Raw genomic sequence first — 26,966 nt, forward strand, 5'->3', positions numbered from 1 at the left:
TCTCCTAGCGGACCGCGGGGGCGGCTTCAGTTGCGGTTTCGGTTTCGAGCGCCGGTTCGAGGACGACGACGGTCCCTGCCTTGCCGTCGATCCGGACCCTTTGGCCTGTGGTGAGGCGGGCTGTGGCAAAGCCCGTGCCCACCACCGCTGGAATGCCGTATTCGCGGCACACGATGGCGGCGTGGCACATCATCCCGCCGATGTCGGTGATGACGCCGGTGGCGACGGCGAAGGCCGCAGCCCACGACGGTGCCGTGATCGGAGCCACCAGGATTTCGCCGGGCTGGAGCAGAGGCAGGTCCTTTTCGGAGCGCAGAACCCGGACGGGGCCTTCGACGATGCCGAGCGATCCCGGGATGCCGTTGAGCTTGTCCGTGGCGCCGTCGGAGGCGCCGAGCCAGTCCTGCACCCGTTCGGTGGTGACGCCGTAGTTCATCACCGCGAACGGGTCCGTCACCTGCTGGGGCGGAATCCCGTAGGCAGGCGGGGCGCTGGCGGCCTGAAGTGCCGCGACAATGGGACGGCGGCGGGCGATTTCGGCCTGCCAACGCTTCTTTCCCCGGGCAGGGACGCCGATGGCCCATGAATCCACCACGTCGAAGAGAGCGGTGTCCAGTTCGAAGCGGTTCAGGTAGAACATGTCCCCGGCGGTCTCGAGGAAGCCGGCATCAACGAGGAAGCGTGCCAGGTCCCAGGCCTTTTCCCAGAACACTTTGTGGGACCAGTGCTCCACGTAGATGTTGTGTTCTTCGATGTACGGGAAGACCTTCCGGGCGAGGCCGAGCAGTTCGTCAAACTGGCGTGCCTCATCGCCGGTAAGGAGGGCGCGGTATTCGTCCACGATCTCGTCGCGTTCCTCGCGAAGCCGCTCGATGGGCCGGGAGATGTCTTCGCCGTTGGCAATCTTGACCGCGTAGCGGGAGATGCCCTGCAGGGGGATGGAGAGATCGCTTGCCCAGGTCTCCTGGTCGTGGGTGAATCCGTATTCGGCAAAGTAATTGAACCAGGGATCCTTGGCCGCTTCGAACGCGGCAAGCCAGGTCCGGCCGTTGCTCGTCTCGGCCAAGGCAGCCAGGATGGCGTCAGGGGCGCCGTCGCCGGTGATGATGGGGTTCAGGTCCAGCTCGTGGGAGAGTGCGGCGAGCTTGCGCAGTTCGTCGTCCGGCCGGAAGGCCAGGACGTCGACGCCGGCCACCATGCGGGAGATGGATTGTTCGCTGATGAGCGGGAACGCCTGCTTGCAGAACTGGAAGAAGGTGATGTAGCCGCCGTAGCCCAGGTTGAGGAACTCGAAGTGGTACTGCCAGATGGAGAAGAATTCATCGATCAGCCGGTGGTAGTTCTCAATGACGGCCATGGCCGAGGAACGCCCGCGGGCTTCCATGACGACTTCTGCGGGGTCGTACTCGGTCAAGCGGGGGAATTCGATGGTGCGCAGGGAATCGATGGCGCCTTCCATCTTGGTTTTCCATTTTCCGTAGAGTTCGTCCCAGTTGGCGTAGTAGTAGCCGGCGCGTTCCTGGAAGATGGCGACGCGCTCCTGGATCCGCGCCGGGTCTTCAACGCCCAGCGGCGAGATGTAGACGTACCCGTTGACCACGCGGACGTCCAGGCCTAGGGAAACGGGCAGGGCGAATATTCGGGTGCTGAACGTTCCCACGCCGAGGTACACGGCCTCGGCGCCGATGCTGTCGAACGGGTGGCAGCCGCGGGACCAGTGCATGGTGTCTGCGAACCAGAACTGGGCGTTCTCGTGCTCTGTGGTTTCCTCGGAGGGGACGAGGTAGTAGGGGTACATCGACTCCCAGCCTTCACCTCCGGCCGGGGTGATGGATTCGTTGAAGAAGGGGAAGCGTGCTGCGCTGCCCGGGGTGGTTTCGGTCATGATGTGGCTCCTTGCGACAGTGAAAGGGAGGGGGTAAGGAATCTAAGCAGTTCCGCGACGTCTGCCAGCGCGAGATCCGGCCGGGCGGCGCCTTCGAGCGTGGCAAGCAAGCCGGGAGAGCTTGCGCCGGAGAGGACCAGGGCACTGTTGGCACCCATGGACCGGGCGAGGTCGATTTCGACGGTTGCATCGCCGACCACGGTAACCTCTGCGGCGGGAAGGCCCAGCCTGCGGAGCAGGGTTTCGCCCAGGGCGGCAGAGGGTTTTCCAACGACCTGCGGCTCGGCGCCGGCAGCCCAGCCGATGGCGTTCGCGATGGCTGCCGACACGCAGACCGATTTGCCGAGGCCGCCATGGAACCATGGCACGTCCACGGTGGTGTACAGCGGGGCGCCGGCGTCCACCGCCAGGCTGGCCGCGTTGATCTGTTCGGTGCTGTACCCCTTCGCGGCCCCGACGACCACGACGTCGGGAAGTTCAGGTTCTCCGGGATCGGCAAGGGCGACGCCCAGGCTGCGCAGGGGAGCAGTCAAACCCTCCGCGCCGAGGGCCAGCACCCGGGACCCCGGGTGGCGGTGTCCAATGTACTCGGCGGCTGCGCTGCCGGCAGTAACGAAATCCTCGTCGCGGATATCGATTCCCTGCGAGCGGAGATGGGCGGCATACTCGGCTGGGGTCTTCTCCGAGGCGTTCGTGCAGACAACGACGGCGTGGCCGGCAGCGTAGAGCGCTGTCACCAGCTCCGCGGCGCCCGGCATGGCTTCCCCGCCGGCACCGCCGGCGCGCTTTGTGCGCATCAGGCAACCGTCTACATCCAGTACCCAGCCGTGGGACTTTCTTACTGCGTCGCTCATGCCGTAACCCCCTGGGTAGCGACCCCATCTTCGGCGGGGGCGCGTTGGATCGAAAATGTGGTGCCGCCGTCGGTGACGGAAACCGAGGTGGACGGCCGGCCATTCACCGCTGCGAGCAGCCGTTGCAGCGTTGACGCGGCGGAATTCTTCTTCGCGGCATACATGGTGTCCACCTGCTCGGCCGGCATCACTGCCCGGAGCAGCAGCTCCTCCTCGCTGATCGTGGCGCCGAAGCGCCGCCGCAGATCCGCGATGGTGACGTCGCCGCCGTCGTTGACCGGCTGTTGTCCGCGTTTGGTGGCCATGGCCCGGTCCATCAGTTCGGGGTTGACGGCACCGGGCAAGGGGCCGAAGTCGCCGCGCAGCAGGTCGATGACTTCGTCGGAGATCTGCTTGTAGCGCTCTCCGGTGATGACGTTGAGGGTCGCCTGCGTGACGATGTACTGCGCAAACGGCGTCATGACGATCGGCCAGCCGAGGTCCTCGCGGACCTGGACGGACTCCTCGATCACTTGGTCGAAAAGGTCCGCCCGCCGGATTTCAGCTAGCTGCCGGCGAGTGGTGGACTGCACGCCGCCGGGAATGGTGTGCCGGTAGTAGGCCTCGTCGTACTCGTTGGGGCTGCCGGCGGGCAGGTTCTTGATCCGACCCTGACGCTGCAAGAAGGCCGACGCCTTGGCCATGGCATCCAGATCGACGTTGACACTGTGGCCGCGGGCCCGAAGGTTATGGACCAGCCGCTGGGCTTCCGGGTGTGAGCTTCCGTTGGCCAGAGGCGGCAAGGCGCAGTGGATGGTCTCGATGCCGAGGTCCGCGGCGTCGAGAACGGTGATGGGGGACAGTCCGGTGGTGCTGTGCGAATGGATTTCGTTCAGCCGGGTGGTGTTGAGGCTGGACCGCAGCACCGGCACCAGGCTTTTCACCCGGTCCGGGGTCAGCAGCCCTGCCGGGTCCTTCAGGTAGACGCTGTCGATCGCGTCGCAGTCGTCGAGTTCCTTGGCCTTGGTGGCGAAGTATTCGTCGGTGTGGACCGGGCTGGTGGTGTAGCAGATTCCGCCGATGACTTCTTCGAAGCCGACCCGCTTAGCCATTTCGGCGGTGCGCTTGGCGCCGTCCATGTCATGCATTGGATCGATCACCCAGAGACGCTTGACGCCGTTGCGGACCAGCAGCCGGAAGGCCAGTTCGAAGACGGCGTCCGGAGTGCGGTGGAAGGTGATGAACCGTTTGCCGGTAGTGAGGAAGCCGAGTTGCGTGTTGGGCATCAGCTCGCGGGCGGTCCGCAGCCGTTCCCACGGATCCTCCTGGTGGTACCGCACGGCGGTGGCCATGAGGGTGCTCGAGACCAGCTCGATGGCGTGGTACCCGACCTGGTCCAGCAGCGGAGCGACGCCCTTGACCATCCGCGTGGTGACGCCGGTGGCGCCCCAGATGCTTTGGTTGCCGTCCCGCAAGGAGACATCGACGAGTTTGACGTCAGTCATGAGTTCACCTTTTCGGTCATCAGTTCGTTCAGCCAGTGGGTGGTGACCGTGTTGTCCTGGAAGTCTGGATGGGCCAGGATCTTGCGCAACAGAGGCAGCGAGGTGGTGACTCCTTCGATCTCGAATGCTGCCAGGGCCTGTTCCATGCGTTTGATGGCGGCGGCGCGGTCCGGTGCCCAGGCGATTTGTTTGGCCATCAGGGCGTCGTAGAACGGCGGGAAGCGGTAGCCCTCGTAGATATGCGTGTCGAGCCTGAGCCCTCCGGCGGCGGACGGGCGCCAGCGCGTGACGGTTCCCGGCGAGGGCCGCAGCTCGTTCTCCGGGTCTTGGGCCGTGATGCGGCATTCGATGGCATTGCCAGTCAGGGCGATGTCTGACTGGGTGAAGGACAGTGGCTCGCCAAGCGCGGCCAGCAGCTGTTCACGGACAAGGTCGACGCCGGTGATCGCCTCGGTGACCGGGTGCTCCACCTGCACGCGCGGATTCACCTCGAGAAAGGCCAGCGAATCACGCTGCACGTCGTAGAGGAACTCCACGGTTCCCAGGCCCACATAGTCCAGGGCCTCGGCGATGCGCAGGGCGCTTTGGTAAAGGAGCGCCCGGGTAGCTTCGGGGAGTACAGTGCACGGTGCCTCCTCCACGACCTTCTGGTAGCGGTACTGTACCGAACACTCCCGTTCGCCGAGGTGGACGCGGTGGCCGTGGCGGTCGCCAAGGATCTGGACCTCCACGTGCTTGGCGTCCTGGACGAACCGTTCCAGGAATACGGTGCCGTCACCGAAGGAAGCTTCCGCCTCGGAGGAGGCCAGCTGCCAGGCCTCGGCCAATTCCGTGGTGCTCGCGACGAGTTTCATGCCGCGGCCGCCGCCGCCGTGCGCTGCCTTGATGAGCACCGGGTAGCCGATGCGTTCGGCCAGCTGCTGCACTTCCTCGGCCGTCTGGGCGGTGCCGCCGGCGGAGACCGGGACTGCCACGGATTCTGCCAGCCGCCGGGCCGTCAGCTTGTCGCCCAGGGCGCGCAGCGCCTCCGGAGACGGGCCAATGAAGGTCAGCCCGTTCTCTGCACACAGTTCGGCAAAGGCCGGGCGTTCGGAGAGGAAACCGTAACCCGGGTGCACTGCCGTGCAGCCGGTGGAAATCGCAGCCTGAACGACGGCGTTCATGTTCAGGTAGCTGTCAGAAGGACGGGGCCCGCCGAGGGTTAGCACGCGGCCGGCCCTCCGGGCTGCCAGGGTGTCCCGATCCGCAGATGAGACTCCGAGGACTGTGTCGTAACCCAGCCGGTCGCAGGCCTCAATGAGGCGGACGGCGATTTCGCCCCGGTTTGCTATGAAGATGCGGTGGGTCATGAGGCGGCCCGGATGGCGAACAGAGGCTGTTCGAACTCCACCAGGTCCCCGTCTTTGACGAAGACGTCGGTGATCTCACCTGCGGCGCCGGCGGTCACCGAGTTCATCAACTTCATGACCTCAACAATGCACAGCACGGCGTCGGCGGCCACCGAGTCCCCGACCTGGACGAAGGCCGGCTCGCCGGGCTTCGGGGCGCCGTAGTATGTTCCCAGCATTGGTGCGGTGACCAGGATGTGGCCCTCCCGCAGCGACTCGGGGCTGACGACGGGGGAGTGCCCGTTCACGGCGGCCGGCACTGGAACGGGCGCTGCGGCCGGCACTGGAACGGGCACTGCGGCCGGTGCTGGAACGGGCGCCGGTGCGGGGCCGGGAGCCGGCGTAGACACGGCCACCGGGTTGCCTGGACCGGCAACATCCGGAATGTGGCCCCCTCGACGGACATGCAGGCGCAGTGCACCCTTCTCGTACAAGAAATCAGTGAACTCTGTTTTGTCGAGCTGCTCGATGATCGCGGCGAGCTCTTCCAGGTCGACGTCCATATGCGGGAAACTTCCTTCGTTCATGCCTGTCGCTGTTGAACAGGCCGGAATGTGGTCCGTGCCACATTGTGAGCGTACGAAGGGCGTACCGCTCTCCGCAATGATTTCTGAAGAGATTCCGCTGTGCGTAATTTGGTGATCTTAGTGAGGCTCGCTTGCCCCCGTCAGCAGCTCGGCCTCCGTTGCGGACGCGGCCTCCCTAAGCGCCTTGACATGATCCGGGACTTTGCCCTTCTGGTATCGGGCTGTGGGGATCGCGGTGGTGAAGGCTGCCATGGGCTTGCCCGTGGCGTCTCTGATGCAGACGCCAAGGCCACTGACGCCCTGCTCCGTCTCTTCAGTATTGACTGCGTACCCGGTCTTGCGGACCGCAGCCAGTTGCCGCTTTAGTGCGGGGAGAGTATGAACTCTCGCGGTTGGCCACGGCGTCAGGCCGCCGCGGTAGAGCTGCTCCAGTTCCACATTGCTGAGTTCGGCCAGGATCGCCTTGCCCCCGGCGGAGCAGTACGCAGGCATCAGATCCCCCATCCTTGCTTTCACATGCAGCGCCGCTTCAGACTCAATGCCGTCAATGAACCGCACATGCGAACCGGCCAGGACCATGAGTTGGACGGTATCGGCGACGTCGCCATAGAGCTTCTGCAGTGCCGGGCGCGCCACTTGGCGCAGCTGGTTCACCGAGAACCGGCTCTCGCCCTGGGGGACCAGTTGGGATCCCGCGCGGTAGCGCCGTTCCCGGTCCTGGGTGGCAAAGTCCCTGGCCACTAGCGTGCCCAGTAGCCGGTGCGCCGTAGAGGGAGCCACCCCTAACCGCTCCCCGGCGGACTTGACGCTTAAGACCTCCCCCTCTCGCAAGAGGACGAGCAGCTGGAGGGCTCGGTCCACGGATTCCAGCTTCACAGGATTCTCTTGATTTCGCATAGCAGAATCTTGGCATATCCCACACGCTCCGGCTAGGGACGATCCGACGGCTAGGTTCCCTTCAAGACTTTGGAAGGCGCTAAACGGGCACTCGGAGGCAAATTTCGCTAGGCGAAATGTTCAACAGAGTTATGGACGCTTGCAATTTTGTGTGACTACGATCACTGGACGCACCCTGAGCTTTACACAACAAGAAAGTGGACATGGACGTCTTAGCCCAAATACGGCACTCAAGGATGACCCGGTTCCAGGTAATGGCGATCGCAATCGCGCTGACCCTCATCCTGATCGACGGGTTCGATGTGGCCGTGATGGCCTACGCGGCACCGAGTCTCTCCAAGGCCTGGGCCCTTGACCCGGTCACCCTGGGATTCCTGCTCAGCGCCAGCCTTTTCGGCATGGCAGCGGGATCGATATTCCTGACCCCGCTTGCCGACCGGATTGGCCGCCGCCGGCTGGCCCTGATTTCGCTGATCATCATCAGCATCGGCATGGTGCTTTCGATTTTCAGCGCCGATGCGATGCAGCTCATGGCGTTCCGGATCATCACCGGACTGGGCGTCGGTGGCATGATGGCCAACCTGAACGTGCTCGTCTCCGAGTACGCCTCTGACAAGCGGCGCGGCACCATCATCGGCATCTACGCGGCCGGCTATCCCATCGGCGCCACGGTCGGCGGTCTGGTCGCGGCCCCGTTGATTCCGCCCTTCGGCTGGCATTCCGTGTTCGTCGTGGGCGCGGCCCTGACGGTCCTGATGCTGACGATTTCCTGGCGCTTCCTCCCCGAGTCCCTCGACTACCTCCTGACCCGGCGACCGGAGGGGGCTCTGCTGAAGATCAACGGCATCCTCGCCAAGATCGGCCGCCCGTCCCTGAGCGAGCTGCCGGCACTCCCGGCGGCGGTCCGCCAACAGAGCGCGGTCGCAGAGATCCTGAGCCGCGCCACCTGCTTCAGGACCGTTGCGCTGTGGATCGGCTACGCCTGCCTCGTCGCGGCCTACTACTTTGCTAACACGTGGACGCCGAAGATTGTGGCGGCCGCCTCAGGAAATGACACCCTCGGGGTGACCATCGGCGTCATCGCCAACGCCGGGGGCATCCTCGGCTGTTTCATCTTCAGCGGCCTGGCCATCAAGTACCGCAGCCGCCCTCTGCTTGTCTGGGCGCTGGGCGCCGCCGCCGTAGCCTACCTGCTCTTTGGCGTGGTCTTCACCCAGATCGGCGTCGCCGTCGTCGTCGCGTTGTTCCTGGGCATCCTCACCACCGCCGGGATTGCCGGCTTCTACGCGGTCGCACCCGACATCTACACCGCCAGGGCCCGCGCTACCGGCATCGGATGGATGATCGGCCTTGGCCGATTGGTCTCCATCATTGCTCCGATCATGGTGGGATACCTCATCTCCGGCGGGTGGCAGCCCGAGAAGATCTTCTTCCTCTTCGCGATCCCGTTGGCCGCAGCAGCGCTCTGCATTGTTGCGCTGGGTGTATCGCTGAAACGTGCACAGTCACCGGCTCCTGCCACCGAATCCGTGGCACGAAGCGCCCCCGCCATCTAGTCCGTCCCCCCGTTCTTCCCCCGAATTATCCAGAAGGAAATCTCATGCGTTCTGTTGAAACCGGCACCCTGCTGCGAGCAGCCCCCCAGCCGGAGGAATGGTCCGGCTTCCGGATGGGCCGCTTCCTTGCGGACATCGAGCGGAAGACGGGCAGAACGTTCGCCGGGTACGAAGACGCCTGGCAGTGGTCCGTGGACAATCTCGAGGAGTTCTGGGCGGAAGTCTGGGACCACTTCGAAATCATCACGCACACCCCCTACGAAACCGTACTGCGGGATCACAAGATGCCCGGGGCCGAGTGGTTCCCGGGTGCGACGATCAATTACACCGAGCACATCGTCCGCGCGCTTCGGGGCCGCCCGGACGATGTCATGGTCAAGGCCCGGAGCCAGACCACCGGCAGTTCCGACTGGACCGGCGCCCGGCTGCTGGACGAAATCGGCCGGATTCAGCAGGGGCTGATCCGGCAGGGCGTCAAGATGGGGGACCGCGTGGCCGGATACCTGCCGAACATCCCGCAGACGCTGGCCGCCTACCTGGCCACCACAGCGCTGGGAGCGATCTGGTGCTCAGTGCCACCGGAAATGGGACCGAAGTCTGTGGTGGACAGGATCACCCAACTCGAACCGAGGCTACTCATCGCGATCGATGGCTACCGCTGGGGGAAAAAAGAACTGTCCCGCGCTGACGACATCGCCCGGATCCGGCTGGAACTTCCCGAGACCCAGGTGGTACTGCTGCCGTACCTGAATCAGGACTGCGCGCTACCCGCCGACACCATTGCTTATAGCGACTTCACCGGGGACGGTTCGGAGATCCGTTTTGAGGCCGTGCCTTTCGCGCACCCGCTGACGGTCCTGTTCTCCTCGGGAACCACCGGCAGACCCAAGGCAATTGTGCACTCCCACGGCGGGCTGCTGCTGGAGCACTTCAAGGCCATGGGGCTGCACTTCGACATGGGGCCAAAGGACACTGCGTTCTGGTTTACCACCACCGGATGGATGGTGTGGACCCTCGGCATTTCAACCCTGTTGACCGGCGCCGCCGTCGTTCTCATGGACGGCGACCCCAACTGGCCCAGGCTCGACGGCGAATGGTCCCAGTGGGCCGTAGCTGCCGAAACCAAGGCCACCTACCTCGGCACCGGCTCCGCCTACCTTGCTGCGTGCGCGCACTCCGGTCTCGCGCCCGGTGCCACGTGGGATCTCAGCCGGCTGCGGGAAATCCAATGCTCGGGTTCGCCCCTTGCGGCGGACGTCGCGGCCTGGGTGTACGACGCCGTCAGTCCGGATCTGGTGCTGGCCCCCACCTCCGGAGGTACTGATATCTGTGCCGCCTTCCTGGGTGCCAGCCCGCTCACGGGAGTCTACGCGGGCGAAATGTCCTGCCGGCCGTTGGGCGTCTCAGTCGAGTCGTGGGACCGCGACGGACACCCGCTGCACGGCGTGGCGGGCGAACTCGTGGCAACCAAGCCTATGCCCTCGATGCCGGTTTTCTTCTGGGGGGATAAAGACAACGCGCGTTACACCGACAGCTATTTCAGTGCATATCCGGGCGTCTGGCGACACGGCGACTGGCTTATCGAGACCGCGCGTGGGACCTGGGTGATTTCCGGCCGGTCGGACGCCACCCTGAACCGTGGCGGCGTACGACTGGGCACGGCAGAGTTTTACGCCATCCTCGATGGCCTGCCACAGGTCAGCGACAGCATGGTGTTGCACTTCGAGGACCCGGCCGGCGGCATGGGCCGGCTCGTCCTGCTCATCGAACCGCAGGAAGGCGCCGATACTGTCCATCTCGAGACGGCTGTCCGCCGCGCACTGCGGACAGAGCTGTCCCCCCGGCACGTGCCCGACGACGTCGTATTTGTCCCTAGCATTCCCCGCAACCCTTCCGGGAAGCGGCTGGAAATTCCCCTCAAACGCGTCATCCAGGGTGCGGTCATAGGCGAAACCTTGGACCCCGGGGTGCTGGTCAAACCGGAGGACGTCGAGGACACGGTGCGGATCATTAAGGCGGCATTCGCGGCATGAACAAGCCCGCCATTACGGTCGAAGGGGTCGGCCCCTCGAGGGGTCTACGCTCCGTAAATCGGCCGGACTGGCCCGTACTGCTCAGGTTTTCGGGACTGCCGAATGTATTCAAGGCCGGCACCCCCGCGGGGACGCACCCCCGCACATGAGGCAGTCGGTGGACACGTCTACGGGTTTACCCAAGCACGGGATTCGTTGAAGACGATCCTGGATTTCAGCGAGCGGGGAGGGCTGTCCACGATACGGCGGCCCGACCGGGCCACAGCCGCTGTGGTCAACGGAGAGAGCTTGCGTCGGTATCTGGAGCTGACGGTCGTCGCCAATGTCCAGGTCGTGAATGAGGACGGAGCATGGGCTGTCTTCATGCCGGGGCAGCCTTTTGCTGCTGAGGCTACGGACCTGGCTGAAGCCTTGGCGGACTTTGTCGATGCTTTGCGGGACTACGCGGAGGATTGGGAGGACCATTTGAACGCGGCGTCCAATCACCGCGAGAACTGGGCCTTGGTTCAGCTCATTGACCTGTCCACCGATCAGCAATTGACCGCCTGGCTCACCGGCTCGGTGGCATGAGCGTCCGACGCGCGGGCGGACGGGACGACCATGAAAAGTTCTGTCTAACCGAGCGCTGGGAGCTGGTGACGAATGCCCGCGGGCAACCAGGGCGCCATTACGCGACCTACCGGTTGGGTCTGCAAGATGGACGGATCTTGCGGACCCGGATTTCCCGCCCGGTGGATCGCACCACGTATTCGAGTTCGATCTGGAACCATGTTCTCCAAGACCAGCTCGAGGTCGGTGAGGATGAGTTTTGGGCATGCGTCGATGACGGAGCCTTGCCTGCCCGCGGGATGGCAGCCCCTCGCGCTTCGGCTATTCCCCTGGCGCTGGTCTGGCAACTCACCCACACCGTTGGAATGAATGAGCGAGATGTTGCCCGCATGACGAAAGAGCAGGCCGTTCAAGCGATCAACGACTACTGGATGTCGCAAGGGGGAGGACAGATCGATTCAGACGTTTCCCCGGTTGGTCGGACAGACCGCATCTGCCGTAGGGGACATTCGTCTCCTTGAAAAATGTGCTGATACAGATCTGTCACCCATTGCCTAGGTTTTCGGGAGTTCCCGGGACGCGGCGGGCTCCTCGATCAGCCAGGCTTCGTGGTATTCGGTTTTTTCGTAGAGCTTCCGGATCTGTGCCGGGTTCACGAGCCACAGGATGGCGCCGTCATCAGTGACAGAATCGACGCAGCCGCTGTCTACCAGCTGTCCTTGCAGCCGGATCTCGACGCTGGCACCTGCAAGGGTGGTCCAGTCTTTGACGTAGCGGGGCTTCAACACAAGCGGACTTTCGTGAACAGGTCGACGGCGGACGACGGACGGCGGGCGGGGCTGTGGGTGCAAGGAAGAATCCAAGCGGAGTTCGCAACATCGGGCGGAGCCTGCGGATTACTGCAGTTTCCGACTTGGCGTGTTTACTGCTGTTGTCAGCTGTTCGTTACCGGCCAGATACTCAAGGCAGGCGTTGTAGTCGGCCATGACTTCCTCGAAATTCCGTAGGCGGGGCTGGGTGCCGCTGGTCCCGGGGGTGTCCGTTTGGGTGAGTTGTGGCTGGCGGCTGCGTTTGCCGGCGGTCAGGGTTGCGATGCCCCAGTAGGTGGTGGCCGGGGTGACAGCAATGCCGATTGCGTTCAACGGGTCGGTAAGGAGGTTGCGGGTGACCGATTTCCAGGCGGCAAGGACAGATTCGTGGAGCATTTCGACTTTGTCGTTGTCTTTGAGGTCGTAGGCCCGGAGCAACTTTTCCGAGAGGGTGTCCCACTCTTCGGCGGAGCGCACGAGCAGATGGGCGGCCCGGACACGGGCGCTGGTTTCGTTCAAGGAAGGCATTTGTTTTCTTTCAACGGCGGGAGTCGGTTAACGGGACGTGTCTGCGGTGCTCGGCGTGCGGATGGGGGATGCCGAGTTGCTCGGCGAGAGGTTCGATGACGCGCAGATTTGCCTGGTGCGGGACGAAGCCGGCCAGCTCTTCCGGAAGAATGCCGGCCATCTCGCAGGTACGTCTGGCTGGCTTCGCGGCTTGGGAGATGGCCCAGCGGAAGACGGACATCCCAACTTGCTGGAATTGAAGGTTTGGTTGTTCGATCCTGACCGCGTGGGACTGCTCTGGAACCGAGCCCCAGTGGACTGGCCCGACCCCGGGCGGATCCGAGGCCTGCAGGACGAACGCGCCGACGTCGTCGCCGACCAGCACACAGGTGCTCCGCTCGGTCCAGTCGGTGAAGGTGCTGTGCTTTCCGCCCCGATGACCAGGGCCGTTTCGGCGGATCCGGCCCGGTTGGCCTGGTCCGGTTCCGATTCGGTGTCGGCGATGTTTTGCTGGGAGGCAGTCATGTCGCTCCTTGGGATAGGGCAGTGTTGTGCTTCTGGCGGGCGTTGGAAATGGTGTCGATCCGAGGAAGGGAGGAACCGTTTCTCAGCTGCACTTGCGTAGCGTGTTGAACAATTCGCTGAGGCTCATGTTGGCAGCCGCCGCGGCATCGGCTGGCGGGACTTGTGCTGCCATGGCCTCGCACAGGGCCTGGACCAGGTCGGCATGGGCGCGATCCTGCCGGGTGGGCTGCCTTTCCGCGTCTGAGATGGCGGTGCGGATGGTTTTGAGGTGTTTTTCCATTGGATTCATTTGTCGGTGGGCTCGGTTACGGCCGGAGCCGACTCCGTGCTCCGGCCGTGCTTGGCGCGGGTTACGTGGCTTCGGGCGTGTTCGATGGCGGGGGTTAGTTCGGTGAAGAGGTGTTTGTGGTGGCGTAGGGAGTCCAGGACGCCGACTTGGGTGACGAGTCGGAGGTGGCGGTCCTGGATTCCTTTGATGAGGACGGTGATTCCGCGGCGTTCGAGGGTTTGGACGATGTCTGTGATGGTTTTGGCTCCGGTGGCGTCCAGGATTTGTAGTTGTGACATGCGGATGATGACGACGTCGACGTTGCGGATGGCGTTGACTCGTTCCAGGACGCGTTCGGCGGCGGCGAAGAAGAGGGCTCCGTCGAGTCGGAAGACGGCGATGTGTTCGTCGCCTTCGTGGACGGGGCCGGGGATTTCTTCGCGGTGGACGCCGCTGGAGCGGACCAGGGCGCGCAGGGCGAAGAACGCGGCGGCGGCGATTCCGATTTCCACGGCCTGGATCAGGTCGAAGGATACGGTGATGAGTGCGGTGACGAAGAACACGGTGGTGTCGGCCCGGGTTGATCCGATCACGCTGCGTAGGGTTTTAAGGGAGACCATGCGTGTGGCGGTGATCATGAGTACTCCGGCGAGGGCGGCGAGGGGGATGCGGGAGACCGGGCCGGTGGCGAGGTAGACGACGGCGAGCAGGACCAGTGCGTGGGTGATGGCGGCCAGGCGGGTCTGGCCGCCGGAGCGGATGTTCACTGCGGTGCGGGCGATGGCGCCGGTGGCGGGCATGCCGCCGAAGAATCCGGATGCGATGGATGCGAGGCCTTGGCCCAGGAGTTCGCGGTCCGCGTCGTAGGGGCCGGTATCGGAGATTGAAGAGCCGACGCGTGCCGAGAGCAGTGATTCGATCGCGGCAAGGGCCGCGATCGTGGCTGCGGATCCGGCCAGGGTGGTGATTGTTGCCGGGTCCAGGGAGGGCATGGTCGGGGCTGGTAGGGAATCGGGCAGGGTCCCGATCCGTGTCACCGGTAGGTCAAGTAGTTGTGCGGCCATGCTGGCGATGATGATGGCGATGAGGGAGCCCGGGATGCGGGGGTGGATCCGCGGCGCGGCAATCATGATTATTGCTACGAGTGCTACCAGGGCGAGCGGGGCGATGAGCGAGGCCGGGGACGCGGTGCCGAGGGCTTGGATGGCTGAGATGACGGCGTTGCTGGCGGGCCCGGGTTTGGTGCCGAACGCGGCGGGGACTTGTTGCAGGAAGATGATCGCCGCGATTCCGACGGTGAAGCCTTCGATCACCGGCCAGGGCAGGAGGGTGACGACGCGCCCGAGCTTGAGGACTCCGGCGGCGGCCACGATCACTCCGGCTAGGACCGAGACTGCGGCCAGTGCGCCGAGCCCGTGGGCGGCGATGACCGGGCCCAGGACCACCACCATGGCTCCGGTGGGTCCGGAGACCTGGATGTTGGAGCCACCGAAGACGGCTGCGATCACGCCGGCGATCACCGCGGTGATCAGTCCGCTGGCCGCGCCCGCGCCGGAGCTGACACCGAATGCCAAGGCCAGCGGCAGCGCGACGATGCCGACCGTGATCCCGGCGACCAGGTCCCCTTTCCAGGTACGGGGCAAGAGTGCGTAGTCCTGCCGGCCGGGCAGCAAGGCCCGGGCCGCGGTCAGGGCCTTCACCGGGTGCTGCCCGTTGCGGCTGCGGCTGGGGCGGGCGCGGTCGCTTCCGAGGACTCAAGCTGGGCCCGGGTGGTGTGCAGCATGTCCTTGAGCAGCAGTCTTGCCACGGAGAGGAGTTCCGCGACCTGCGGGTACGCCAGGGTGTAGAACATCTGCAGCGCCCGCCGTTCTCCCTTGACCAGATGATACCGGCGCAGCACTGCCAGGTGCTGGGACAGGTGCGAGGCCTCCAGTCCCGTTGCGGCCAGAAGCTCGGTCACGGACACCTCGGGGGCCGCGGACAGCAGCTCCAGCACCCGGATCCTCACGGGGTGGGCCAGCCCCTTGAACAGATTGGCCTTCACCTCGTACAACGGTGCCCGGAAATCCGCGAACTCTTCCATGCCTGCCTCCCTGCCCAACACGATCCCTTGCTTGACGATCTCTTGCTTGACTACTTTATGGATCCATCATCCAGTATAACAAGAGCATAGACGAGCTGGCTGTCAGCCTCGCGGCGCCGCTCCTCATCGCGAGCTCGACGGCGGGTGGGCGCCTCCGCGTCCGCCAGGGCCTGCTCCTCGACGAGGATGCCTTGTCGCTCGTAACGCCGTCGGGACCGGCTGAAGCGCACTGCTACGGCCGACAAGCCGCCGGCCTTGCGCGCCCGGCGCGTCAGGGTGGTATTACCGGCGGGCAGGTAAGTGAGGTGGTCGAGATCGGCGCACGTCATGCACAGCGGCGCTTCGTCTTCCACTAGCAGCAACTCCCTGTCCTGGCCTGCTCCTGGACGCGCACGTGTTTGGCCGCTGACACTGCCGGGGAGAGCCGGTGCGTGCGGTATCCGCTTTCGATGGCACGTCGACCGGCGCGGTGCCAGGGTTACCGGTGAGAGGGTCATCCCGGGTGCGGCAGAGGCCTTGGCATTGACCAGCGGGTGGGCAGTGATTTACGAGCATTCCGGGACGATTCAACCCGGTTGCGGTGCCTGTTGACGAGGCTTCCTGCCCGGACCTAGCATGGCGTTGCCGGGGCTTGAAGCTGCTGAATGAGCCCGCATCCGGAAGAGGGGTGGAGCACCCCGATGAACGCTGAGCAGGCTTCGGGACAGCAGCGTCTTGGGTTGATGACCCGCGCGCTGGTCCGCGGGCTGGCTTGGGACGTCGGCCTCCCTCTGGCTGCCTATTACGTCCTTCACGTCGCCGGTGCCACGGACTGGGCCGCACTGCTCGCGGCGACGGGGGCCGCTGGCTGCCGACTGTTGTGGACCGCGTTCAGGCGACATTCCCTCAATCCGTTTGCGATGCTGATGGTGATCGTCTTTGGACTCGGCTTGGTTCTGTCTTTCCTCACTGGTGACCCGCGGTTTCTGCTGCTCAAGGATTCGGCCATCACCGGTGACATGGGCATTTCCTTTCTTGCTTTTGCCGCCCTGGGGCATCCCCTGACGTTGGACGCAGCCAAGACGTGGAGACCGGAGCGCGCCGGGGAAATGGATCGGGAATTCCACCACAACCCGGCGGCGCACCGTTGGCACCTGAAGATTTCCGCGGTTTGGGGCGCGGGACTGATTGCTGAAGCCAGCGCGCGGGCCGTTCTGGTCTATCTGCTGCCTATTGATGTCATGGTGGGGGTCTCCGCGGCCCTGGCAGTGATCGTTTTCGCGGCCCTCATCGCCTGGAGTGTCTGGGACCGGAAACGGCAGCAAACAGCGTGGTCCTCCTGACGGCCCTGTCTCAGCTCATCAGTAGCCCGTTGCTTGAGCAGGACCATTGCGCTTTTGGAACAATGCAGGCAGGACACCCTGGGTACCCGCGATATTTCCAAGAGCGTGGCCACGGGCTTTCAGTCCGCGCCGTGTTCCTCAACCGAAGTTCGTGAAGCATACAGATTCTTAAAATAAGAAGATCACTGCGGCAAGGCCGCCTTGCTGCTTAGGAGGAGCCATGAAGTTGACCGGTAACACCATACTCATAACGGGTGGCACGTCCGGTATTGGCAAAGGCTTGGCGCAGCATTTCCTGGGCCTTGGCAATACAGTCATCATCTGTGGCAGGCGAAACGATCGATTAGAGGAACTCAAAGCGCAGTACCCGGACCTCGTAACCATCCAGTGCGATCTGACGGCGGCGGCGTCTCGGGAGAACCTGGTTCGGCAGGCGATTCACGAGTGTCCCGACCTGAACATTCTTGTTAATAACGCTGGCATACAACTGACGGGTGACCTGACCAATCCGATCGATTTATCGGCACTGGAGCGGGAAATTTCGACAAACCTGATTGCGCCGATTCATCTCTCATCGCTTGTGGTGGAGCAATTAAGAGGCAGGCCGGAGCCGGGTATTGTAAATATTTCCTCCGGGCTGGCATATACACCAATCGCTTTTATGCCGGTCTACTGTGCATCCAAAGCTGCCATTCATTCGTGGTCACTCTCATTACGCAAACAGCTTGAAAGAACGGGCATCAGTGTCTATGAGATAGCGCCCCCGTCAGTGGATACCGAACTTGGCCACGAACGGCGCAAGGATAAGGATCAAACGCATGGTGGGATGTCGGTGAATGAATTTATTGATGAAGCGATGAAGGCTCTGGAAAGTAATATTTTTCAGGTGGCCATTGGCCAGGCCGCCAGTATGTTGGATCAACGAGATGCGTTATTCGAGCGGCTCAATGCTAACTTCTAAATAGCTGGGTCCATGCCTGGGACGTTTCCGTGGCGGTTCGGTCCGAGAACAGGCTGGGTGTAGTCGGAGGTTCGTGTAGGGGTGGTCTTTCTCGACAGCGGCGTCTGGATCACGCAGTGGTCGCCTGGTGTCTTAGAGCAAAGCTAATTGCAAGTTATTGTTGATTCCTAACACTTTTTGCGCCCCAAGGATCCGGGTAAGCACCCGCAGGCGGGGTGCCGGCGAGGGCAGGCGAATGACCGAAATCCGATGGCTTGAAGCTTTCGTTGCGGTTGCCGAGGAACTCCACTTTGGACGCGCGGCACTTCGCCTGCACACCTCGCAATCCCCTCTGAGCCAGACCATTCGGAAGCTTGAGGCGGATCTGGGGACCCGCCTCTTTGAGCGCAACACCCGAAGTGTGGCCCTCACGCCGGCGGGAGCTGCCCTCCTGCCGCGGGCGTATCGTGTGCTTCAGGAGATGCGGCTGGCCCGCGAGGCGGCACAAGCCGAGATTGAGGGCGTCAGGGGCAACATCAGAATCGGGTTCTCCGGAGCGGTGAACCACCTGACCCTGCCGCCGCTAACCCGTGCTGTGCGCCGTCGTCACCCCGACATCAAAATGGACCTCACCAGCCGCGTGCGCACGGCGGACGGATTGGCCAGTGTCGCTAACGGCACCCTGGACCTTGCCTTCGTGGGTCTTCCCGAGACCCCGGTCCCCTCGGTGAGGACGCGGTTGGTCGCAAGCGAAGAAATCGGCGCGGTGCTGCCGCTGGATCATCCCCTGGCGCAGGAAAGATCCATACCCTTGCAGGCGCTGGCGGCCGATGACTTCATCTCTCCGCCGCTCGACGGCTCGTCCTCCATGACCGAAGTGATGCTGGCATCCTGCATGGCAGCCGGCTTCCGCCCGCGCATTGTTCAGGAGTTATCGGACCCTTACATGGTGCTGACCTTCGTGGCCGCCGGTGTGGGAGTCACTCTGATGAGCAGCGGGATAGTCGGGATCATACCCTCCGGCGCAACATACGTGGCCCTGGAACACCCGCAGCACTTCATGAATCATGCCATCGCGTGGTCCGAGGAAAATGACTCCGCCGTGTTGGCGGCTGTGCTCGCCATTGTCGAAGAGGTCTTTCCTGAGGTCCCGAGCTGACCCTGCCGTATATAGTTGAATTTCAACATAGTGATAGATCATTTTAGTCGTGGACTAACTAAGTGATGACAGCCACACTGGATGGAGAAGCCGTATAGCGCGGCAAACCGTTTCGCAGCCGGCCCACCCCAGGAGCCCCCGAGACGGTCCCGTTACCTGAAGGGAACACCATGTCAGTGTCGACATCGGCGCCAGCACGGCCCAAGAACAATGCGAAGATCGCAGCGGTTTCGGGGTTTGTGGGCAGCGCACTTGAGTACTACGACTTTTTCATCTTCGGATCAGCGGCGGCGCTGATCTTCGGCAAGCTGTTCTTCGCCTCCGGCCCGTCCTCGATGCTATTGTCTTTCGCCACGGTCGGCGTGGCGTACATCGCCCGCCCGCTCGGGGCGGTCATCTGCGGTCACCTCGGGGACAAATTCGGCCGGAAACGCGTGTTGCTCCTCACCCTGATCCTGATGGGCTCATCGACCTTCCTGATCGGCTGCCTGCCCACCTACGGCCAGATCGGAATGGCAGCGCCGATCCTCATCGTGGCACTTCGGCTTCTTCAGGGACTGTCGGCCGGCGGCGAATCGCCCGGTTCCAGCTCTCTCACCCTTGAGCACGCGCCCGAACGGAAGCGCGCTTTCTACACCAGCTGGACGATGAGCGGCATCATGTTCGGCATCGTGCTTTCCACCCTCGTCTTCATTCCGGTGGCGTCGATGCCCGAGGATCAACTCCTTGCCTGGGGCTGGCGTATCCCGTTCCTCGCCAGCGCAGTGGTTACCGTCATCGCCTTTGTGCTCCGGCGCCTCCTCGAGGAGCCCCCCGTGTTCGCGGAAGTCAAGGAGCACGACGCAGTAGTCAAGGTGCCGCTCGCCACGTTGTTCCGGTACCACTGGGTCACGGTCATCCGTGTCACCGCGATGTCGCTGTTCACCATCATCAACACCATCATCAATGTCTTCGCACTCTCGTATGCCACATCGGTTGTGGGCGTGGAAAAGGGGCTGATGCTGACAGTCATAGCCGTGGCCAACCTGGCGGCAGTCGCCATGGGACCGCTGGCAGGCATGTTAGCCGACCGGATCGGCCGTAAACCCGTCTTCCTGACCGGTCTCGTGCTGCAGATCGGGATGATCTACGTGTTCTTCGCGGCCCTGTCCGCCGGCAACGTTCCGCTGATATTCCTCACCGGCATTCTGCTGATCGGTGTCGCCTACAGCGGTTCGAACGCCATCTACCCCGCCTATTTCCCGGAGCAGTTCCCGGTCAAGGTCCGTTACTCGGGTATGGCCATCAGCCTCATGTTCGGCCTGCTTTTGGCCGGATTCGCCCCGGTGATTTCCGAGCTGCTGATTGGCGGCGACAAGGCCCTCTGGGTTCCCGTCGCAACTTTTGCCGCCGCGGCCTGTGCCATCTCCGCCATCGCGGCGCTTACAGCACCTGAGACGTTCAAGACTCCTACGGCCCTCCTGGGACTGAAAAAAACCGATCCCCGCCTCCACGCGGCGGCTTCCGTGGCTTCGCGTGCCACTGAGCCCAACGACGCCATCTCCAGGGTGCAGGCGTGAACCAGCAAGCCCTGGCGAGCACATGGGCGTTCCAGCCGCGTCGAGCCGAAACCAACCACCGGTTTGTTGTGGGGCTGCTCGGCGCCGGCATCGGCGGGTCACTCACCCCGCGCCTCCACGAAGCGGAGGCGGCCAGATTGGGCCTCTCCTACACCTACCGGATCATCGATCTCGACGCCATAGGCGAGCAGGCTGACAAGTCCGCAGCCCTGGTCCAAGGCGCAGCTGACCTCGGATACGACGGGCTCAACGTCACCTATCCAAGCAAGCAACTGGTGCAGGACGGTCTGGACGCGCTTTCCCCGGATGCCCGCATCCTCGGTGCGGTGAATACCATCACTTTTCATGATGGCAAAGCAGTAGGCCATAACACCGACCACACCGGCTTCATAGGCGGATTCCGGGCCGGCCTACCGTCTGCCGCTGCCAACTCGGTCGTGCAGATCGGTGCCGGAGGAGCCGGCGCGGCGGTAGCCTTCGGGCTCCTTCGCGCCGGAACCAAACACCTGGTCATTGCAGACATCGAACCAGCCCGGGCCGAAAGCCTCGCGGCCAGGCTGAGCCCGCACTTTCCCGACAGCGAGGTGTCGGCGACCCGGACGGACTCTGTCTCCGGAGACATCCGGGAGGCCGATGGATTGGTGAACTCAACGCCCATCGGCATGGTCGGCTACCCCGGTGTTCCCGTGGATATCGAGCTGATTCACCCGGGGCTGTGGGTGGCTGACGTCATCTACCGGCCGCTCGAAACCCAACTGATTAAGGCAGCGCGCGGCAAGGGCTGCGCCGTACTCGACGGCGGACGCATGGTGGTGGGTCAGGCCGCCGCGGCCTTCGAACTCTTCACCGGAATCCCCGCTGACGCCGACAAGATGCTGGCCACGTTTCGACAGGCGGTCAGCTAAGAATGGCTCCTCGGAAACCCGGCACCATCGCCGAGTCCCGCTGCCTGGTGGTGGGGGCAGCCAGCGGCATCGGTCGTGCGACGGCGACACAACTCAGGGCGTCGGGCGCCGCGGTGGTTGGTGCTGACCTGCCCTCGGACACCTGGCCCACAGAACCAGGCACCTCATCACTCGCCATGGACGTCACCGACCCGGCGTCGGTTGCCGCTGCCGTCTCTGCAGCGGCGTTGGAGATGGGCGGGCTCGACGCGGTGGTGAACTGCGCCGGCATCCTGGGGCCCGTGGCCCCGGCGGCCGCTACATCGATCGAAGACTTCGAGCGCATCATGAAGATCAACCTGACAGGGGCCTTCATCGTCTCGCAGGCTGTTCTGCCGACGATGGCCGAGGCAGGCTACGGACGGCTGCTCCATATCTCCTCGACGGCGGGCAAGGAAGGCGTGGTCAATATGCCCGCCTACTCTGCCAGCAAGGCCGGGATTCTAGGCCTTGTTAAGTCCCTCGCCAAGGAATTCGCGCTCACCGGCGTCACTGTCAATGCCCTCGCCCCGGGCAATGTGGTGACCCCGCTTTTCGCGGAAGTTCCGGCGGAACAGCAGGCGGCCCAGGCGGCCAAAATACCGATGGGCAGGTTCGGGACACCCGCCGAAGCGGCCGCCCTGATCGAATTCATCATCTCCCCGGCGGCCTCCTACACCACCGGTTCGGTCTTCGACCTGTCCGGCGGCCGGGCCACGTACTAACCGGGCCCAACCTCCTGCCGCACCGCATCACACTTTCCTACCAGCACCAGAAAGATGGCACCTGTTGATGATCACTCCATCATCTGTCACCGCCCGCTCCCTTCGCATCGGAATCGCAGGGTGCGGGGCGATCTCCGCCAACCACTTGGAAGCATTCCGCTCCCTTAAAGACGTCGAAATCGTGGGCGTCTGCGACATCGACCTCCAGCGCGCCAAGGACACCGCGGAAGCGTGGGGAATTCCTGCAGCGGTCAACACAGTCCGGGAACTCCTGGACCTTGAATTGGACATCGTCTCGGTCTGCACACCGCACCCCACCCACGAGGATGTGGTGCTCCAAGCCGCTGCGGCAGGAGCCCACGTGCTCTGCGAAAAGCCCATCGCCACTGATTTGGCCTCCGCAGAGCGCATGGTGAAGGCCTGCGAGGATGCCGGCGTGCAGCTGGGTGTCCTCTTCCAGCGCCGGTTCTGGCCGGCAGCCCAGCGCATCCGCGCTGCGATCGAGGACGGCACGCTGGGGCGTCCCATCATGGGCCAATGCTCGGTGATGCTTCACCGCGAGGCGGAGTATTACTCCCGCGACGCCTGGCGCGGGACATGGGCCAACGACGGCGGTGGGGTCCTCATGACCCAGGCCATCCACTACATCGACCTGCTCCAGTGGTTCATGGGCGAGGTGGCCGAGGTCTACGGCAAAATCAACACCTACAAACACGGCGATCACATCGAAGTGGAGGACTCAGCAACGGCCATCATTACGTTCACCTCCGGCGCCATGGCTACCCTCGAAGCGTCGACGGCGGTGTCCCCGAGCCTGGGCGTGCAGATCCGCGTCACGGGGGAGACCGGAGCTTCCGCTTGCCTGAGCGAATTCCCGGAGGGCAGCGACGGACGCGTGGACCTATGGGCCGTATCCGGTTCGATTAGTGCCGAGCCTGTCTACCCCGCGGGAGTTGACCCGAACGTGAGCTTGTCCACGATCAACGGCCAGCTCATCCCGCACCACACGGCCCAGGTTCGCGACTTTGTCCGGAGTATCCGCGGAGGCGGTGAACCGGCTGTCACAGGCGGAGACGCGACGAAGGCTTTGCGGATACTGCTGGCGGTTTACGAATCGTCCCGGACAGGTCTCCCGGTCCGCTTCGCCCCGCTGCCTGAAAGCACATCGCCGCTCGCTCGGATTGCAGGCTAAGGAACAGCAATGGAAGAGAACTCACGCTACGCCGCCCGACCACTGACGCTGGGCCGTAACGGCCGCACACCGAAGACCCTTCGCAACCGGCTCGCCTCAGCCCCCATGGAACGTAACTACGGGACCGCGGACGGCCGCATCACCGAGCAGTACATCGATTACCTGGTCACCCGCGCCAAGGCGGGCTTGGGCATGGTCACCACGGAAGCCACCTACGTCCGGGCGGACGGCAAGGGCCGGAGCCATCAGTTGGGCCTGCACAGCGATGCCATGATCCCGGGCCTGCGCAGGCTCACGGACGCCTTGCACGCCGAAGGCGCGCTGGCCGCCGTCGAAATTAACCACGGCGGGCGAACCGCGCAGTCTGCGGTCTCCGGGTACAAAAACCTGGCGCCGTCACCCGTGGCGTGCGAAGTGGCCGGCGGCGAGGTTCCCCGTGAACTCACCGTCGCGGAGTGCTACGAGCTGGTGGAGGCCTACGCCCAGGCCGCCCGCCGTGCGGTGAAGGCGGGGTTCGATGTCATCAACATCCACGGCGCCCACGGCTACCTGATCCACCAGTTCATGTCACCCATCTCCAACCACCGCACCGACGAGTTCGCTGCACCGGAGCATTTCATGAACCTGGTCATCGACGCTGTCCGGGCTGCCGTCCCGGACACCATCGTGGGTATGCGCGTCTCCGTAGTGGAGGGCCCCGCGGACGGCATCACCGCCGAGCAACAGGTGGCCATCGTCGCCAAAGCCAGCCTGGACCAGCTGGACTTCCTGGACATTTCCGCCGGCAGTTACGAGGCCGGCGAATGGATTGTGCAGTCTGGCGAATGGAAGCCCGGCATCCTCGCTGACTATGCCAAGGCCTACCACCAGTTCGGGCTTCCGCTGGGGATGGCCGGCCGGCTGAACTCACCGGAAATCATCGAGGAGGTCCTCAGCCAGGGGACCTGCGATTTCGTCAGCCTCGCCCGCGCAATCCACGCCGATCCTGCTTTTGTGGGCGGAGTCCTCCGTGATGAGAGCTACCGCCCCTGCATCGCCTGCAATGTTTGTATCGACAACCTCGGACTCGGCCAAGTCACCTGCACCGTCAACCCCGCGGTGGGCCGTTCCCGGGTCCCGGTCCCGACACCAGCCGTCCGTGACGGTGCCCGCGTGGTGGTGGTGGGTGCCGGCCCCGCCGGCCTCACCGCCGCCCGGGAACTTGCCGAAGCAGGGGCTAAAGTGACAGTGATCGACGACGGCGCCCGCGCCGGCGGTCAGTTCGGCTTCGCCGAGCGGATGAAGTCCACCCCGGACTTCCACCGCTTCGCCGAATGGTCTGCCGGGGAGAACACACGGCTTGGCATTGACGTCCAGCTGGGTTCGCACGTGGACACTGAGCACCTCGACAGCCTGGTCCGCGACACTGCGGCAGACGCCGTCGTGATCGCAACAGGAGGCCTCCGGCCCGACGTCCGCTTTCGTGGGGCAAACTCCGCGAACGTCGTCGATGTGCGCGAATGGCTCGCCAATCATCCGGAAGTGCTCGACGTCGATTTGCGAGACCGCGCCGTCGCGCCTGAGGCCGTGACAATCTGGGGGGCCGACTCCGTTGCCATGAGCGTTGCTGACACGCTTGCTGACCGGGGGACTGCCGTCCTGCTCATCGGGCCGCAGGAGGGGATTGCCCCCGAGTCCGGCCGCCGCGCCAAAATTCTGGCCGTGCCCCGGCTCGAGGCCAACCCCCGAGTGCGAATCCGCCTCGAATCAACCATCGAGGAATACGACGGCGGCCGGGTCCGGATCAGTAGTCCGGGCCTTGCCCCTGGAGGAGAGTGGCTGGACGCGCCGGGACCACTTCTGGTCTCACGCTCCGTGGTACCTCTGGACGGCTCGATCCCTGCGAAGATTCGCGACGCTGAGCTGAGCCGCCAGACCGGAGTGCCCGTGACCCTTGCCGGAACCGTGGTGGACCAGACCCCTGCCATTGCCTCCAACGCCGTCAAGAGCGGTTACGACGCAGCCCAGCGGATCGCCCCTCTCCTGACGGCCGACGCCACTGCAAACAACGAACTGAGCCTGAACGGAGCACAGTCATGACCGGAAACGCGCGCAGGCCTGTCGGCCTTGCCCAGTTGTCCCTGTTGAACACCGCGCCGCCTGAACTGGTGGGGGTCGCAGCCCAGGCAGGCTTTGATTTCATCGGCGTCCGCGTGCGCCCGGTGACGGTAACGGAACGGCCTTACGACCTCCAGCCAGGGACACCGATGCTGCGCGAAACCCTTCTCCGAATGCGGGACACCGGCGTCACCGTGCGGGATATCGAATTCCTGCTGCTGGACGGCAGCGACCAGCGCGAAGCATGGCTGCGCATGATGGAGGCGGGCCAGGCACTGGGGGCAAGTTCCCTCACAGTCGCAGGAGCTGATCCGGACAGCGCCCGGTTGGTCCGCACGTTGGCCCGGATGACCGAGGACGGGCGCGGCTTCGGAATCACTCCCACCCTTGAAGCGATCTCCTACCAGCCCGTCGCCTCGATCGCCCAGACCGCAGATATCGCCCGCCAGGCCGGCTGCCGGATCGTGGTGGATACCCTGCATTTCAACCGCTACAACGGTTCCGGTGCAGCCGCCCAGTGGGAGGAGCTGCGCGCCAACGCAGAACTCGTGCCGCTCCTGCAGCTGTGCGATGGCCCGGCGGAACGGCCAGTCACCCGGGAGGCGCTCGTCGTCGAGTCGCGGTCTGAGCGGGGAGTTCCCGGAGAGGGCGATTTCAGGCTTGCGGATGCGGTGGCCGCTCTACCCGACGGGCTTCCTGTCAGCGCGGAGGCGCCGTCGGACCGGCGGGTGGCTGAACTCGGCGAACTGGGGTGGGCGCGCCTGCTCAAGTCCGGCGTGGACGCCGTGCTGGCAACGGCCGGAACTGTCCAGGCCACAGCAAATCCCCAGGGGATGGGAACCAGATGAGCGGCATCACAGACGAGATCACGACAGCAGAAGTCACTCCAGGGGTGCGCATTCCGCTCCTTGGCCTGGGAACCTGGCCCCTCATGGATGAGAACGCCACAGCGGCGGTGGTCCAGGCCATTAACAATGGGTATCGGCACATCGACACGGCCGAGAACTACCGCAACGAGGCCGCGGTGCGGGAAGGCATCCGCCGCAGCGGGATCGACCGGGAGGACCTTTTCCTCACCACCAAGTTCAATACCCGTTGGCACAGCCGCAGCGGAGTGCGCGATGCCTTCGGTGCAGCGGTGAAGCGGCTCGGATCCGACTACCTGGATCTGTTCCTGGTTCACTGGCCCAACCCGCAGCAAGGCCGGTTCGTCGAAGCCTGTGAAGGACTACAGGACCTCGTTGACAACGGCTCCATCAGGGCATGGGGTGTCTCGAACTTCAAGCCGGCGCACCTGCGCCTTGTCCAGGACGCCGGCCTGGCTGTCCCACTGAACCAGATACAGCTCGATCCCGAGCACGGCCAAGCAGGGCAGCTTGCTTACCACCGCGAGCACGGGATCTTGACCGGTGCCTATAGCCCGCTCGGCCGCAACGGCGGCTTCCTCAACCATCCGGCGGTCAGCGGTCCGGCCAGGGAACTGGGCAAGACGAAGGCCCAGATCGCGCTGCGCTGGCATGTCCAGCACGGCCGTGTGGCTGTGCCGAAGTCTGCGGACAGCCATCGCCAACGGGAGAACCTGGACGTCTTCAGTTTCGCCCTGACCCAGCAGCAGATGGCTGCAATTGATGCACTCGAAACCGGCGCACCGCCACGCCTGGACTCCGACACCTACTTCCACTGA

Annotated in this window: 27 protein-coding genes; 14 read left to right on the top strand and 13 right to left on the bottom strand. The window is 64.2% G+C overall.

Translation table 11 applies throughout. The features are described from left to right. Positions 1-4 precede the first annotated feature (4 nt). The 6 genes from A3M3_RS0114215 to A3M3_RS0114240 form a co-directional block, all read right to left on the bottom strand. A complete protein-coding gene (locus A3M3_RS0114215) occupies positions 5-1,885 on the bottom strand; it encodes a PEP-utilizing enzyme (RefSeq protein ID WP_028266896.1) in 1,881 nt (626 codons plus the stop codon). After that, positions 1,882-2,739, bottom strand: coding sequence for an HAD-IIA family hydrolase (locus tag A3M3_RS0114220; RefSeq protein WP_028266897.1), 858 nt, complete (start codon positions 2,737-2,739; stop codon positions 1,882-1,884). Before A3M3_RS0114220 ends, A3M3_RS0114215 begins: the two co-directional genes overlap by 4 nt. Next, complete coding sequence (locus A3M3_RS0114225; protein ID WP_028266898.1) at positions 2,736-4,223, bottom strand: acetyl-CoA carboxylase; 1,488 nt, start codon at positions 4,221-4,223, stop codon at positions 2,736-2,738. Before A3M3_RS0114225 ends, A3M3_RS0114220 begins: the two co-directional genes overlap by 4 nt. Continuing rightward, positions 4,220-5,572 (bottom strand): acetyl-CoA carboxylase biotin carboxylase subunit, encoded by a 1,353-nt coding sequence (locus A3M3_RS0114230; RefSeq protein WP_028266899.1) that lies wholly within the window; start codon positions 5,570-5,572, stop codon positions 4,220-4,222. Before A3M3_RS0114230 ends, A3M3_RS0114225 begins: the two co-directional genes overlap by 4 nt. Further along, on the bottom strand, positions 5,569-6,114 hold the full coding sequence (locus A3M3_RS0114235; RefSeq protein WP_028266900.1) for an acetyl-CoA carboxylase biotin carboxyl carrier protein: 546 nt from the start codon (positions 6,112-6,114) through the stop codon (positions 5,569-5,571). The genes A3M3_RS0114230 and A3M3_RS0114235 overlap by 4 nt, the downstream gene beginning before the upstream one ends. Before the next feature lie 141 nt (positions 6,115-6,255). Further along, entirely contained in the window at positions 6,256-7,035 is a 780-nt protein-coding gene (locus A3M3_RS0114240) for an IclR family transcriptional regulator (protein ID WP_028266901.1), read from the bottom strand. 254 nt (positions 7,036-7,289) lie between these two features. Here A3M3_RS0114240 and A3M3_RS25155 point away from each other — a divergent pair, with 254 nt between their 5' ends. The 4 genes from A3M3_RS25155 to A3M3_RS28965 all read left to right on the top strand — a co-directional run bounded on the left by A3M3_RS25155 (position 7,290) and on the right by A3M3_RS28965 (position 11,694). Further along, entirely contained in the window at positions 7,290-8,591 is a 1,302-nt protein-coding gene (locus tag A3M3_RS25155; RefSeq protein WP_231497265.1) for an MFS transporter, read from the top strand. 44 nt (positions 8,592-8,635) lie between these two features. Then, on the top strand, positions 8,636-10,624 hold the full coding sequence (locus tag A3M3_RS0114250) for an acetoacetate--CoA ligase (RefSeq protein WP_028266902.1): 1,989 nt from the start codon (positions 8,636-8,638) through the stop codon (positions 10,622-10,624). Between the two features lie 102 nt (positions 10,625-10,726). Beyond that, entirely contained in the window at positions 10,727-11,194 is a 468-nt protein-coding gene (locus tag A3M3_RS25160) for a hypothetical protein (RefSeq protein WP_197023234.1), read from the top strand. Beyond that, the gene (locus A3M3_RS28965) at positions 11,191-11,694 is read left to right on the top strand and encodes a cytotoxic translational repressor of toxin-antitoxin stability system (protein WP_231497266.1); all 504 of its coding nucleotides are present in this window, start codon (positions 11,191-11,193) and stop codon (positions 11,692-11,694) included. Before A3M3_RS25160 ends, A3M3_RS28965 begins: the two co-directional genes overlap by 4 nt. A gap of 33 nt (positions 11,695-11,727) precedes the next feature. Here the strand turns inward: A3M3_RS28965 and A3M3_RS25170 are convergent, their stop codons facing one another. The 7 genes from A3M3_RS25170 to A3M3_RS25190 form a co-directional block, all read right to left on the bottom strand. After that, positions 11,728-11,961 carry a hypothetical protein gene (locus A3M3_RS25170; RefSeq protein WP_035741803.1) on the bottom strand — a complete coding sequence of 78 codons (234 nt, stop codon included), beginning with the start codon at positions 11,959-11,961 and terminating at the stop codon, positions 11,728-11,730. A 108-nt stretch (positions 11,962-12,069) separates the two neighbouring features. Beyond that, positions 12,070-12,510 carry a hypothetical protein gene (locus A3M3_RS25175; protein ID WP_051423186.1) on the bottom strand — a complete coding sequence of 147 codons (441 nt, stop codon included), beginning with the start codon at positions 12,508-12,510 and terminating at the stop codon, positions 12,070-12,072. Between the two features lie 10 nt (positions 12,511-12,520). Next, on the bottom strand, positions 12,521-12,874 hold the full coding sequence (locus A3M3_RS25180; RefSeq protein ID WP_028266903.1) for a 3-oxoacyl-[acyl-carrier-protein] synthase III C-terminal domain-containing protein: 354 nt from the start codon (positions 12,872-12,874) through the stop codon (positions 12,521-12,523). A gap of 222 nt (positions 12,875-13,096) precedes the next feature. Then, positions 13,097-13,294 carry a hypothetical protein gene (locus A3M3_RS0114285; RefSeq protein ID WP_028266904.1) on the bottom strand — a complete coding sequence of 66 codons (198 nt, stop codon included), beginning with the start codon at positions 13,292-13,294 and terminating at the stop codon, positions 13,097-13,099. 5 nt (positions 13,295-13,299) lie between these two features. Further along, entirely contained in the window at positions 13,300-14,982 is a 1,683-nt protein-coding gene (locus tag A3M3_RS25185) for a SulP family inorganic anion transporter (RefSeq protein WP_051423187.1), read from the bottom strand. After that, positions 14,979-15,365: an ArsR/SmtB family transcription factor gene (locus tag A3M3_RS0114295; RefSeq protein ID WP_028266905.1), complete on the bottom strand. Its 387-nt coding sequence runs from the start codon at positions 15,363-15,365 to the stop codon at positions 14,979-14,981. Before A3M3_RS0114295 ends, A3M3_RS25185 begins: the two co-directional genes overlap by 4 nt. 50 nt (positions 15,366-15,415) lie before the next feature. Beyond that, on the bottom strand, positions 15,416-15,718 hold the full coding sequence (locus A3M3_RS25190; protein ID WP_051423188.1) for a hypothetical protein: 303 nt from the start codon (positions 15,716-15,718) through the stop codon (positions 15,416-15,418). Positions 15,719-16,045: 327 nt separating this feature from the next. On the opposite strand from A3M3_RS25190, the gene A3M3_RS25195 reads away from it, so the two are divergent. The 10 genes from A3M3_RS25195 (at position 16,046) to A3M3_RS0114350 (ending at position 26,966) form a co-directional block, all read left to right on the top strand. After that, on the top strand, positions 16,046-16,687 hold the full coding sequence (locus tag A3M3_RS25195) for a VC0807 family protein (RefSeq protein WP_051423189.1): 642 nt from the start codon (positions 16,046-16,048) through the stop codon (positions 16,685-16,687). Between the two features lie 220 nt (positions 16,688-16,907). Next, complete coding sequence (locus tag A3M3_RS0114310) at positions 16,908-17,648, top strand: SDR family oxidoreductase (protein WP_028266906.1); 741 nt, start codon at positions 16,908-16,910, stop codon at positions 17,646-17,648. Between the two features lie 235 nt (positions 17,649-17,883). Continuing rightward, positions 17,884-18,786 (top strand): LysR family transcriptional regulator, encoded by a 903-nt coding sequence (locus A3M3_RS0114315; protein ID WP_028266907.1) that lies wholly within the window; start codon positions 17,884-17,886, stop codon positions 18,784-18,786. Positions 18,787-18,956: 170 nt separating this feature from the next. Next, positions 18,957-20,345, top strand: a complete 1,389-nt coding sequence (locus A3M3_RS0114320; protein ID WP_028266908.1) for an MFS transporter — start codon at positions 18,957-18,959, stop codon at positions 20,343-20,345. Further along, positions 20,342-21,250: a shikimate dehydrogenase gene (locus tag A3M3_RS0114325; protein ID WP_081736810.1), complete on the top strand. Its 909-nt coding sequence runs from the start codon at positions 20,342-20,344 to the stop codon at positions 21,248-21,250. Before A3M3_RS0114320 ends, A3M3_RS0114325 begins: the two co-directional genes overlap by 4 nt. 2 nt (positions 21,251-21,252) lie before the next feature. Then, positions 21,253-21,993, top strand: a complete 741-nt coding sequence (locus tag A3M3_RS0114330) for an SDR family NAD(P)-dependent oxidoreductase (protein ID WP_081736811.1) — start codon at positions 21,253-21,255, stop codon at positions 21,991-21,993. A gap of 67 nt (positions 21,994-22,060) precedes the next feature. Then, positions 22,061-23,185 carry a Gfo/Idh/MocA family protein gene (locus A3M3_RS0114335; RefSeq protein WP_028266911.1) on the top strand — a complete coding sequence of 375 codons (1,125 nt, stop codon included), beginning with the start codon at positions 22,061-22,063 and terminating at the stop codon, positions 23,183-23,185. A 9-nt stretch (positions 23,186-23,194) separates the two neighbouring features. Beyond that, on the top strand, positions 23,195-25,264 hold the full coding sequence (locus A3M3_RS0114340; protein WP_028266912.1) for an FAD-dependent oxidoreductase: 2,070 nt from the start codon (positions 23,195-23,197) through the stop codon (positions 25,262-25,264). Next, a complete protein-coding gene (locus A3M3_RS0114345) occupies positions 25,261-26,130 on the top strand; it encodes a sugar phosphate isomerase/epimerase family protein (RefSeq protein WP_028266913.1) in 870 nt (289 codons plus the stop codon). The genes A3M3_RS0114340 and A3M3_RS0114345 overlap by 4 nt, the downstream gene beginning before the upstream one ends. Next, on the top strand, positions 26,127-26,966 hold the full coding sequence (locus tag A3M3_RS0114350; protein WP_051423190.1) for an aldo/keto reductase: 840 nt from the start codon (positions 26,127-26,129) through the stop codon (positions 26,964-26,966). The genes A3M3_RS0114345 and A3M3_RS0114350 overlap by 4 nt, the downstream gene beginning before the upstream one ends.

The sequence above is a fragment of the Arthrobacter sp. MA-N2 genome (assembly GCF_000517125.1).
Classification (GTDB): Bacteria; Actinomycetota; Actinomycetes; order Actinomycetales; family Micrococcaceae; genus Arthrobacter; species Arthrobacter methylotrophus.